An 11,609-nucleotide genomic window follows, 5' to 3' on the forward strand; every position below is an offset into this window, starting at 1 on the left:
TCCCATGGCCCGCAATTGCTGCAACCGCGAAACCATCCCGCCGCCAAGCCGTTGCTTGCATCATGCAATCGGACATCAGCCTGCACCACATCACGCCGATGGCGGCGATCTCCATCGCCCTGTCGGTGGTCGCCGCCTTCCTCTTCCACTGGCTCGCCTACTGGACAGCCACCCGCATATTTCGCCGGATGCGCATAGAGCCGATCATCCTCCCGGCCATCTACCAGCCGACCCGCTGGATCATCGTCCTGATGACGCTCGCCGCAGGCATCCAGCCCCTGACCTTCAGTCCCAATGTCGAGGCGATCTGGTCGATCGGCTCGAAAATGCTGTTCATCCTCCTCAACGGCTGGCTAATCTTCGCGGCCATGCGCGCAGGCCGCATTTTCCTCGAACGGCGCAGCGACATCACGGTCGAGGACAATCTCAAGGCCCGCCGCCACCACACGCGCATCCGCATCCTCTATCGCGTGGCGCAGTGCATCATCGGTTTCCTCATCCTCTCGCTGATGCTGATCGCCATTCCCGGCGTTCGCAGCATCGGCGTCACCCTTATGGCGTCGGCAGGCCTTGCGGGCCTCGCGGTAGGCGCAGCCGCCCAACCCGCGCTCAAGAACCTGATCGCCGGTATCCAGATGGCCTTTTCCGAACCCATCCGCCTGGATGACGTGCTGATCGTGGAGGGCGAATGGGGCAGGGTGGAGGACATAAAGCTCACCTATGTCGTGATCCGCATCTGGGACGACCGCCGCCTGATCGTTCCCGTCTCCTATTTCCTGGAAAAGCCTTTCCAGAACTGGACGACCAGGACGTCGGACCTACTCGGCACTGTCTTTCTTTATGTCGATCCCGCCACGGACATAGAGCCGATCCGCGCCAAATTCATCGAAGCGGTCCGGTCAAACAGCCGCTGGGACGGCCGCGTCGCGATCCTGCAAGTGACCGACCACCGCGCCGACGCGCTGGAGCTACGCGGTTTGCTGAGTGCGCGCAACGCCGGCACCGCCTTCGACCTGCGTTGTGAAGTGCGCGAAGCTATGATGAATTTCCTGCGCACGCACATGCCGCAAGCGCTGGTCCGGTCGCGTCAGCGTCTGGAAGCAGGGGAGGGGTTTGCGGAAGCCGTTACCAGGCCGTCTGCCGCGGCGGGATGAGGGACAGCATCGCGTCATAGACGTGCGGCTCGATCTTCTTCAGAAACTCGACGCCTATGCGGCCATCTTCGGCCCAGCGCACTTCCCCGGCATGATCCTTCACGACCGGCAGCCATATCGTCACCCGCTCACCGATCGCCAGTTGCGCCTCGGTCCGGCACATCAGTCCCAGCGCGGAGATATTGATGATCCGCGTCCCATGGGTCCGGCCCTGCGCCGTGATATGGCTCACCATATCGACCAGATCGCGCTGTGCGCGTCGCTGGTTGACGGCAGGATCCCGCGACTGGTTCAGGTGAGAGAGGCTTGCGAACATCGAAGGCATGCCCGCAGGATAAGGTAAGGAAGATAGCCCCTTCCTTACCTCATCTGGTTAACGCGCCATATACGCTCTTTTGATTTCAGGCGGTTACCAGCCCGTGCTTCTTCGCGCCGAAGCTGACCTTGTCGCCGGGTTTCAGCACCAGAGCAGGATCGCTGACCACTTCGCCATTCACGCGAATGGCGCCCTCGGAAAGCTTGCGCCGCACTTCTTTGTTGGAGGCGGCAAAGCCCAGCGCCGTCGTGCCCTGAACGATATTCAGCCCCTCGGCCCCCAGGCTGACGGTCGGCAGATTGGCATCCGATGCGCCCTCCTCAAAGGTCCGTCGCGCCGTCTCAGCCGCCAAGGCCGCCGCATCGGCACCCCGGCAAAGCGCCGTCGCCTCATTGGCCAAAATCTTCTTCGCCTCGTTGATATCCGCCCCTTGAAGCGAAGCCAGCCGCTCCACCTCATCCATCGGCAGGTCGGTGAACAGCCTCAGCCGGTTCGCGACGTCGGCATCGGCGGTATTCCGCCAGAACTGCCAATAATCATAGTTGGAAAGCTGATCCTCGTTGAGCCAGACCGCGCCGCCTACGGTCTTGCCCATCTTGGTCCCATCGGCGTTGGTCAGCAGCGGCGTGGTGAGGCCGAACACATGAGTCCCGTCCACGCGCCGGGCCAGTTCGACGCCGTTGACGATATTGCCCCACTGGTCCGATCCGCCCATCTGCAACCGGCAGGCCGACCGCCGGGACAGCTCCAGAAAGTCATAGGCCTGAAGGATCATATAGTTGAATTCGAGGAAACTCAGCGACTGCTCACGATCCAGGCGCAGCTTCACCGAATCGAAGCTCAACATCCGGTTCACGGAGAAATGCTGTCCGATATCCCGCAGGAACGGGATATATTCCAACTTGTCCAGCCATTCGGCATTGTCCAGCATGATCGCGTCCGTCGGCCCGTTACCGAAGGTCAGGAAGCGCTCGAACACCCGTTTGATGCTCGCGACATTCTCCGCGATCAGATCGGTGGTCAGCAGCTTGCGCGCCTCGTCCTTGAAGCTCGGATCACCGATCTTGCCGGTGCCGCCACCCATCAGAACGATCGGCTTGTGCCCGGCCTTCTGCAACTGCCGCAGCATCATGATCGACACCAGATGACCGACATGCAGCGAGGGCGCCGTCGGATCGAAGCCGATATAGCCCGGTACGATCTGCTTGGCGGCCAGGGCGTCCAGCCCCTCCGCATCGGTCAACTGATGAATGTAGCCGCGCGTTTCGAGCAGGCAGAGCAGATCGGATGAGTAGCTGGTCATAGTGCGGCGCCCTTAGCATCGCGGTTTGTCATCGTCACCATTATGTTGATAGTCACGCCAAAGTTGATTCTCCGCATTTTAGGGGCAGCAGGACAGGCCATGACAGACAGTCACCCCATGCTGGCAATAGGCCTGATGTCGGGCACCTCGCGCGACGGCATAGACGCCGCGCTGATCGAAACCGACGGAGAGGGCGCCAGCATAGGCATCGCCTTCCACGCCATGCCCTATGGCGACGGCTTCCGCATGCGCCTGGCCGAAGCCTGTCAGCGTGCCATGACAATGGAAAAGCCCGGCTTCGAACCCCTAATCCACGCGGTCGAGGAAGAATTGACCGAACTCCATGTCGAGGCGGTATCTGACCTTCTCGCCCGTAGCGGCCATGTCACGCAGGACATCGCCGTCATCGGCTTCCACGGCCATACCGTCGCCCACCGCCCCGAACGCCGCTGGACCTGGCAGATCGGGGACGGCGCCGCCCTCGCAGGCGCGTTCGGCATTCGCGTTGTCGCGGACCTGCGCAGCGCCGACGTCGCCGCGGGAGGGCAGGGCGCTCCGCTGCTTCCGGTCTATCACCGTGCTCTCGCCTATGATCTTCCCAAGCCGGTCGCCGTCCTGAACCTAGGCGGAGTCGCCAATATCACCGCCATCGCCTCCGACGGCGAGATCGTCGCCTTCGACACCGGCATGGCGAGCGGCCTCATCGACAATTGGATGCAGACCCATAGCGACCGCAGCTTCGATGAAAATGGCGCCGCGGCTGCCAGGGGCAAAATCGACGAAGCGCGCCTGGCGTCCATGCTCTCCGACCCCTGGTTCGTCGTCGCGCCTCCGAAAAGCATAGACCGGGAAGCCTTCACCATCGAAGCCATGCGCGCGCTCTCCCTGGAGGACGGCGCGGCAACCCTCACGGCCTTTTCCGCCGCAGCCGTCGCCAAAGCCCTCGGCCATCTGCCGGAACGCCCGAAACATATCTATGCCGCCGGCGGTGGCCGCCACAACGCCACGCTCATGCGGATGCTGGCGACCTATACCGGCACGGAGGTCCGCCCTGTGGACGAACTGGGCTGGGACGGCGACGCCCTTGAAGCGCAAGGCTTTGCCTATATGGCCGTCCGTCATCTGAAAGGCCTGCCGATCAGCTTCCCCGGCACGACTGGCGCGCCGCAGCCCATGACGGGCGGCGTGCTCTTCGAACCGGCTTAGCCTGTCGACGGCTCGAATTGGCCATTTCCGGACATTTTCGAAGGTCGTCATCCCCGCGAAGGCGGGGATCCATCTCCCAGCGTTGCATCAAGCGGTTAGGTCAGGAGATGGATTCCCGCCTTCGCGGGAATGACAAAACAGGAAGCGTCCGCCTTCCACCCATTCCCGCCAATCCACACGCCCTTTGTCGCCCATTTTGCACATATCATCTGATAATCCGAGAGAGCGAACCTCAGGACAGTATCAGCCCATTCTTCTATCCTGCCGAAAAACATGATGAATTTCGGTCGATAAAGCTTCATCGGCGCATGGTCATTTCGATTTTCCCGAAACTAATTCTTTCGATCGATTCCACGCCGGAAAGAAATCAGCAACATACAGGGCGGGCCTTCGAACCGGAAGCGCCCGGGGGTGTCACAACATAGGAGAGTCGCAGTGACCAGATTTACCCTTCCCCTCATCGGCCTTGCCGTCCTGACCGCCGCTACGGGCGCACAGGCGCAGGATAGCGGCGTCAAGGGAACCCTGCAGGACAGCAATGTGAAGGGAACGCTGCAAGATGCCAATGTGAAAGGCACCTTGCAGGACGCCAATGTCAAAGGCACGCTGCAGGATGTGCAGAGCGCCACGAGGGCGGCGCAGGATGCGCGTACCGCGTCGACCGAAGCGCGCTCCTCGGCTGCTGAAACCCGCAGCGCTGCGCAGGATGCCCGCGCCAACGCGAGCGCTGCCCGCGAAACGGCCACGTCGGTCAAGGAAACCGCGCGTTCGACCCGCGGCAGTTGATCGCATCCCAAGCATGAAGAGTGGAGGGCGGGCCCATCAAAGGCTCGCCCTGCTTGGCATATGGAGGGGAAATCGATGAAGGGGACCATGAAGCTGGTCGCTGCCGGCATGGCCATGGCTGCCGCGCCCGCGCCGGCACAAATCGCGGCGCAAAGCGGCCCGCAAACCATGCAGGCCGAAGAGCCGTCCACAGCCTTATCTACAGGCGGCAGTCTCACCGCGATCACTGGCGTCGACTATAGCAGCGGCGATTACGGCACCGGCTCCGACACCCATATATGGGTCGTGCCGATGAGCCTGCGTTATCGCACCGGCCCGCTCCGCTTCACCGCGACCTTGCCATGGCTGCGCATCAACGGATCGTCCGCGATCGTCGGCGGCGGATCGGGCGGCGTCATCATCGATCCGAACGCCCCCCGCACCACTCGCAGCGGCCTTGGCGACCTGACATTGGGCGTCGGCTACCAGATTCCGGAGGAACAACTCGGTTTCGGTCTAGACCTCTCAGCCCGCGTCAAGCTCCCCACCGCCTCGCGCTCCAAGGCGCTGGGGACCGGCAAGACGGATGTGACGGTCGCGGCGGAAATCTCCAAAAGCTTCGGCATCGTCACGCCCTTTGCCAATGTGGGCTATCGCATGCCCGGCGACCCTTCGGGCTTCAATCTGCACAACGCCTGGACAGCATCGGGCGGCGCAAGCGTGATGCTGGGCAAGTCGGCGCTGATCGTCTCCTACGACTATCGTGAATCCACCAGCGACCTTGCCCGCGACAGCCGGGAACTGTTCGGCGCCTTCAGCACGCCGGTCGCGGAAAAGCTGATCTTCACCCTCTATGGCACCGGCGGCCTCAGCAAAGGCGCCGCCGACTATGGCCTGGGCTCCATGGTCAGCGTGAAATTCTGATCCTGCTGCCAGCCGGTAAAGCTTACCGCTTCCGGGTCAGCTCCCGCATCGCGTCGTCAATCCCCTCGATCGTGAGCGGATACATGCGCCCGTTCATGATCTCGCGGATGATCTTCGTCGACTGGCTATAGCCCCAATGCGCCTCCTGCGCGGGGTTCAGCCAGACCGCGGCGGGATAGGTGTGTAGCACACGGCTCAACCATGTCGCGCCCGGTTCCTCGTTCATATGTTCGACCGATCCGCCGGGATGGCTGATCTCATAAGGACTCATCGCCGCGTCCCCGACGAAGATCACCTTATAATCATGCCCATATTTGTGGAGGATGTCCCAGGTCGGCGTTCGTTCCGAAAAGCGCCGCTTATTGTCCTTCCACACGCCTTCGTAGAGGCAGTTATGGAAGTAGAAGAACTCCATATTCTTGAATTCGCTGGTCGCCGCCGAGAACAGTTCCTCGCAGAGCGTGATGAACGGGTCCATCGACCCGCCGACATCCAGGAACAGCAGCAGCTTCACCGCATTGTGCCGTTCGGGCCGCATGCGGATGTCGAGCCAGCCCTGCCGCGCCGTGCCCCGGATCGTCTCGTCCAGGTCCAGCTCGTCGGCCGCGCCCTCCCGCGCAAAGCGCCGCAGCCGCCGCAGCGCCACCTTGATGTTGCGGGTGCCCAGCTCCTTCTGATTGTCCAGATTGGCGAATTCGCGCTTTTCCCACACCTTGATGGCGCGCTTGTGCTTGCTTTCGCCGCCGATCCGCACGCCTTCGGGATTATAGCCGCCATGGCCGAAGGGGGATGTGCCGCCGGTGCCGATCCACTTGTTGCCGCCCTGATGGCGCTCCTTCTGCTCCTCCAGCCGCTTCTTCAGCGTTTCCATAATCTCGTCCCAGCTTCCCAGCGACTTGATCTTCTCCATCTCCTCGGGGCTGAGGAATTTCTCCGCGACCAGGCGCAGCCATTCCTCCGGGATTTCCGCTTCGACGCCCTCCGTGCCCAGCACGCCCTTGAACACGCGGGCGAACACCTGATCGAAGCGGTCGATCAGCCCCTCATCCTTCACATAGGTGGCGCGGGCGAGATAATAGAAATCCTCCGGCCGCTGCCCGATCACATCGCGATCCAGCGCCTCCAGCAGCAGCAGATGTTCCTTGATGCTAGCGGGGATGCCGGCAGCACGCAGCGCGTCGAGAAAGTTGAGCATCATGACGGCGCTCTTGTCTGCCAGCTTGGTCAGCGATGCAAGCTCTGCCGCGTTGTCGGAATGTTAAGTGTTGCAATGCATCGTTAACAAGGCAGTATCCATATCGAGCGGAATAGGGCAGCGATCATTGGAAAACGGGGATTTGTTGACCGACCTAGGGGAACGATCGGGCGACATCGCATTGCAATGCAGCGAAACGGCGGGCTTCCTGGGGGAGCTTACGCGTCGCATCCAGGCCGATTCCGCGCATCTGGGAGAATTGCAATCGACCATGGAAACGCTGGCCGTCAGCCAGAATGAAAGCGTGCTGGCGGCGCAGGAACTCAGCCTCACCGCTCGTCGCGCCGGAACCATCATCGCCCAGGGGCACGAAACCATTGGGCGTTCGCTGGGGCAGATCACGGAACTCATCGAGAATGTGACGGGACTGGAAGGGCATTTGCGCCAGTTTCTGGATGTCATCGAAACGGTGGGCGATATTTCCGATCAACTCGGCGCCATTGCGCGCCAGACCCGGCTGCTGGGCGTCAATGCGGCGATCGAGGCGGCGCGGGGTGGGGAGGCGACCCTGGGGTTCGCCGTGGTGGCGGATGAAATCCGACGGCTGGCGGGACAGGCGGGCGAGTCCGCCGCGTCCGTCGGAGACAAGCTGGGCCAGCTCGACCGTGACGCGCGCCAACTGATCGGAGGGGTGGAGGCCAATATCCTGCGTGGTCGCGATGTCGGTTCCCATATCGACACCTTGCGGATCAGCATGGCCGAAATCGCCTCTCTTGTGACGCAGTTCGGGGCACGGTCCGACACGATCGTCACCTGCACGGATGAGGCCGACAGCGATGTGGCGGCGCTGCGGCAAGGCCTTGCCCGGTTCAGCCGTTCCTCGACGGAAAGCGCCACCCGCGTCGAAACCGCGCGCAGCCATCTGGAAGGTCTGGAGGGGATGGCGAATGCGATGCTCAACACCGCCGCGCACAGTGGTCATGTCACGCGCAACAGCCGCTATATCGCCATGGCCGAAGAGGGCGCCGAAGAGATGCAGGCGCTGATCGAACAGGCGCTGGCCGAGGGGCAATTGGACATGGCCCGCCTGTTCGATACCGCCTATCGGCCGCTTCCCGGTTCCGAACCGGCGCAATATGAAAATGGCTTCACCGCCTTTGCTGACCGCTTCGTGCGGCGCTTGCTCGACCGGCGGACGGCGCAGGACAGCGCGATCGTCGGCTGCTGCCTGATCGACATGAACGGCTATCTGCCCACCCATATCAGTGCGCGCAGCCAGCCGCAGCGGGCCGGCCAGACGCGCTGGAACATGGAACATGCGCGCAACCGCCAGATATTCATGGACAGCCAGACCCGCCGCGCATTGGATGGGGAAGGGGACTTCTTCCTGTTCACCTACCGGCAGGATCTGGGCGAAGGACGCTATCGTGCGCTGCGCAGCGTGTTCGTGCCGCTGATGTTCGGCGGTCGGCGCTGGGGCCTTTATGAAGTCGGCTATCTCATTTAAATTCTAGCGCAGCTTCGCGTCCGCCGTCCGCATCGTAATCTCGCCATTGGCGGCATAATCGGCAGTTGCTCCGGCCTGGGCGGTCTGGGGATCCTTTCCATCCAATATCTGCGCAATCTGACGAGCGCTCGGCACCTTGTCATAGATGCCGTAAAGGTCGGTTTGACCCACCGAATGGATCGAAAGTTGATAACCTTGGCCGGCTTTCGCCGGGTCGAACGCCACTACAGTGCCTGCATCGTCTACCGGGACGATGATCGCGCCGTTGGCGGCGTCCGCCTGCTGAAGAATGTCGTAGCTGCCGTCAGCCGTATCGACCTTGCCCCGCACGCAGAGCGGTTCCCGCCCTTCACGCGGCAGGGAAATATCGGCTGGCTCAGCTACCGTTTGCGTGGTGAGGCGCGCGTCCCCGCCGTCATTGGCCGGGCAGGCAGCCAGTCGCGCCGGCTTTGTCGCATGGAGGGAGGCCGGGTCGTCAAAGCGAAGGCCGGCCAGCATGCCATCCAGCCCGGCCAGCACTTCCTTACGGCGCTCCGCTGGTCCGGTAACGCGCATCTTCACCACCCAGTGCCCCGCATGCAGGAAAGCCGCCGCTGTGGTGAGCGCGCCGTCCGCCGCATCGTCATAAACGGCGCGGATCGCGCCATCGGCATGGCCCGCCACAGCCACGGCTGCATAAGCGGTGCGATGCGTCCTGGCGCCGAAACGCTCCATCACCGCCTTGTCCGTCATATAGGCGGCGAGGGAGGCGTCGGCATAGCTCGGCAGATAAACATAGAGCGTCGCCTGAATCGCGCCATCATCCGACAGATATTGGGCGTAATTGTCGATGCCCTTGCCGCCGTTGGAAACCTCCCCGCTCTTGGATAGCGACAGGCCTGCCACGCTTTGCGGCATGCTGATTCCGGCGGCATCGGCGCGCAGGGTTGTGGCAGTCGGTGTCCAGGCTTCCCGTTCCTCGGCGGCGCGCACGAGCGCAGGCGCTGACAAGGCCAGCACCGCCGATAAAAAGGACAACGCACGCTTGGGCATTGGCATCCTTCCCTTATTCTTTACCGTCTTTTCGCGGCTTTGAATGTCAGGAGGAAGATTGAGCCGAAATGCAGAGCCTGCGCAAGCGGGCTTTTAGGCGACCGGCGGAATTTGTGCCGGATAATGGGGCAGATCCGGGTCCAGATGCGCCCAAGCGGGGGCCGCATCGGTCCAGATGACCGCCTGAGGGGCCAGAAGATCGGGATCGTCCAGCGCTCCGGCCCGGATGAAGGTCAGGTGCGGACGCGATTCGGCCAGGCTGAACAGAGGCGTGCCGCATGCAGGACAGAAACCGCGCCGCATCGCATTGCCGCTGTCCGCGACGGCGTGATGCCAGCGCACCTCACCCGTGGTCGCCACTTTGTCGGAGGGGAAGCAGACATTCACCGTCCCCGACCCGCCGCCCAGATATTGGCAGAGCCGGCACCAGCACATGCGCGCCGCCATGGGTTCCGCGTCGATGCTGATCCGGACCTGTCCGCACAGGCAACCCGCACCATGCGCCATGGTCTCAGCGCCCCTGTCTGCGCGCCATGAAGGCGAGCCGTTCGAACATCATGACGTCCTGCTCGTTCTTGAGCAACGCACCATGGAGCGGCGGGATCGCCTTGGTGGGATCACGATCCTGCAACACGTCGAGCGGCATGTCCTCGGCCAGGATCAGCTTCAGCCAGTCGAGCAGTTCGCTGGTCGAGGGTTTTTTCTTGAGGCCCGGAACCTCCCGGATTTCGTAGAAAATCTCCAGCGCGCGGTTGACCAGGATTTTCTGGATGCCGGGGAAATGCACGTCGATGATTGCCTGCATCGTCTCCCGGTCGGGGAATTTGATATAGTGGAAGAAACAGCGGCGCAGGAAGGCGTCCGGCAGTTCCTTCTCGTTATTGGAGGTGATGACGACGACCGGCCGTTCCTGCGCCGCCACCGTCTCGCCCGTCTCATAGACATGGAAGGCCATGCGATCGAGTTCCTGCAACAGATCGTTGGGAAATTCGATATCAGCCTTGTCGATCTCGTCGATCAGCAGCACCGGCAAGGTCGGGGAAGTGAAGGCCTCCCACAGCTTGCCCTTGCGGATATAATTGCCGATCTCATGGACGCGTGGATCGCCAAGCTGGCCGTCGCGCAACCGGGCCACGGCATCATATTCATACAGTCCCTGATGCGCCTTGGTCGTCGACTTCACGTTCCATTCGATCAGCGGGGCATTGAGCGCCGTGGCGATTTCCTGTGCCAGCACGGTCTTGCCGGTGCCCGGTTCACCCTTCACTAATAAGGGGCGGCGAAGCAACACCGCAGCGTTGACGGCCACCTTCAGATCATCGGTGGCGACATAATCCTGCGTGCCTTCAAACCGCATATTCTTGTTCACTCATCCTGCCTGCACTGGCCCAACTATGGCAAAGCAGGGATGGAGCGCAAAGCCTTTATGCGCGATTCAAGACTTGGTCTTTGCCGGTGCGGATCTTTGCGCGGGCTTGAAGCACATCCCAAAGCCCGCGATGCTGGTTGAGCAATTGGCGCGCGCCGAACAGGATGGCGCGATCGATCGCATCATCCCCGCCGATTTCCCGGGCAACCTCCAGCGTCGCTGCGCGGTCCGGCAGGTCGCAGACATGGGGTTCCAGTCCGACGCGGATCGCGGCGATATCCAGAATGTGGCGCACGGCCCGCCAATCGAGAACCAGCGCGATCGCCGCGCCCATGGCGCAGCCGCGACGGTCCGATTGTGCCAGCATGTCGAGCGCGTGGCGCTGCTGGCTGACGACCGTTTCGCAATCGCTCTGTCCTGCGGTGCTGGGGGCGGGGCCGACCGCGACCGTCACCTGCGTCAGATAGGCTCGTTCCCGCGCAAAGGCATCCGCCGCCTGGATCAGCCAGCCGCGCGCAGCATTGTCGGCCGATCGCGTGGCGGCATGGTCGATGACGCCTGGATGCCGGCCATGGAGCAGGCAAAGATAATAGGCTCCGTCCGCCAGATCGGGCAGTGAGAGCGTCGCATTCGGCCCGAAGCTTGCGCGGGCGCCGCTGGCATAGCCGTGGCCGGCGGTGCCATCGGCGGCCACGACGGCCTCCAAAATCTGCGATACATTGCCAAATTGATAGCGCGGTGCTGCTTCGCTCATCATCTTCCCCTGGGCCCCGGTGCTGGCGAGGCATCATCGGAACGACCCTAGAGAGACGAGGTAAAAGAGGAGTTTACGCCAAGA

The 11,609-nt window shown here is 62.5% G+C and carries 12 protein-coding genes; 5 read left to right on the forward strand and 7 right to left on the reverse strand.

The window, feature by feature from the left end; translation table 11 throughout:
* The first annotated feature begins 62 nt into the window (after nt 1-62).
* Nucleotides 63-1,154 (forward strand): mechanosensitive ion channel family protein, encoded by a 1,092-nt coding sequence (locus K426_RS11760; protein ID WP_066557200.1) that lies wholly within the window; start codon nt 63-65, stop codon nt 1,152-1,154.
* Here K426_RS11760 and K426_RS11765 read toward each other — a convergent pair.
* Nucleotides 1,126-1,479: a PilZ domain-containing protein gene (locus K426_RS11765; RefSeq protein ID WP_066557202.1), complete on the reverse strand. Its 354-nt coding sequence runs from the start codon at nt 1,477-1,479 to the stop codon at nt 1,126-1,128. The genes K426_RS11760 and K426_RS11765 overlap by 29 nt on opposite strands.
* A gap of 76 nt (nt 1,480-1,555) precedes the next feature.
* Nucleotides 1,556-2,773 (reverse strand): tyrosine--tRNA ligase, encoded by a 1,218-nt coding sequence (gene tyrS / locus K426_RS11770; RefSeq protein WP_066557205.1) that lies wholly within the window; start codon nt 2,771-2,773, stop codon nt 1,556-1,558.
* Between the two features lie 117 nt (nt 2,774-2,890).
* Between tyrS and K426_RS11775 the strand changes: the two genes are divergently transcribed.
* From K426_RS11775 to K426_RS11790, 3 genes are all read left to right on the forward strand, one after another.
* A complete protein-coding gene (locus K426_RS11775; RefSeq protein ID WP_066557207.1) occupies nt 2,891-3,979 on the forward strand; it encodes an anhydro-N-acetylmuramic acid kinase in 1,089 nt (362 codons plus the stop codon).
* Between the two features lie 435 nt (nt 3,980-4,414).
* Nucleotides 4,415-4,765, forward strand: a complete 351-nt coding sequence (locus K426_RS11785; protein WP_066557213.1) for a hypothetical protein — start codon at nt 4,415-4,417, stop codon at nt 4,763-4,765.
* A gap of 75 nt (nt 4,766-4,840) precedes the next feature.
* Nucleotides 4,841-5,668, forward strand: a complete 828-nt coding sequence (locus K426_RS11790) for a transporter (RefSeq protein ID WP_066561700.1) — start codon at nt 4,841-4,843, stop codon at nt 5,666-5,668.
* Between the two features lie 22 nt (nt 5,669-5,690).
* Here the strand turns inward: K426_RS11790 and K426_RS11795 are convergent, their stop codons facing one another.
* Nucleotides 5,691-6,866 carry a vWA domain-containing protein gene (locus K426_RS11795; RefSeq protein WP_066557215.1) on the reverse strand — a complete coding sequence of 392 codons (1,176 nt, stop codon included), beginning with the start codon at nt 6,864-6,866 and terminating at the stop codon, nt 5,691-5,693.
* A gap of 139 nt (nt 6,867-7,005) precedes the next feature.
* Between K426_RS11795 and K426_RS11800 the strand changes: the two genes are divergently transcribed.
* Entirely contained in the window at nt 7,006-8,370 is a 1,365-nt protein-coding gene (locus tag K426_RS11800; RefSeq protein ID WP_197672707.1) for a methyl-accepting chemotaxis protein, read from the forward strand.
* 3 nt (nt 8,371-8,373) lie between these two features.
* Here the strand turns inward: K426_RS11800 and K426_RS11805 are convergent, their stop codons facing one another.
* From K426_RS11805 to K426_RS11820, 4 genes are all read right to left on the reverse strand, one after another.
* Entirely contained in the window at nt 8,374-9,402 is a 1,029-nt protein-coding gene (locus K426_RS11805; protein WP_066561701.1) for a hypothetical protein, read from the reverse strand.
* A gap of 93 nt (nt 9,403-9,495) precedes the next feature.
* Nucleotides 9,496-9,909: a GFA family protein gene (locus K426_RS11810; RefSeq protein ID WP_066557221.1), complete on the reverse strand. Its 414-nt coding sequence runs from the start codon at nt 9,907-9,909 to the stop codon at nt 9,496-9,498.
* Nucleotides 9,910-9,913: 4 nt separating this feature from the next.
* Complete coding sequence (locus K426_RS11815) at nt 9,914-10,759, reverse strand: AAA family ATPase (RefSeq protein WP_066561703.1); 846 nt, start codon at nt 10,757-10,759, stop codon at nt 9,914-9,916.
* A 67-nt stretch (nt 10,760-10,826) separates the two neighbouring features.
* The gene (locus K426_RS11820; RefSeq protein WP_066561705.1) at nt 10,827-11,525 is read right to left on the reverse strand and encodes a DUF6975 family protein; all 699 of its coding nucleotides are present in this window, start codon (nt 11,523-11,525) and stop codon (nt 10,827-10,829) included.
* Nucleotides 11,526-11,609: the final 84 nt, after the last annotated feature.

The organism is Sphingobium sp. TKS (genome assembly GCF_001563265.1).
Taxonomy (GTDB): domain Bacteria; phylum Pseudomonadota; class Alphaproteobacteria; order Sphingomonadales; family Sphingomonadaceae; genus Sphingobium.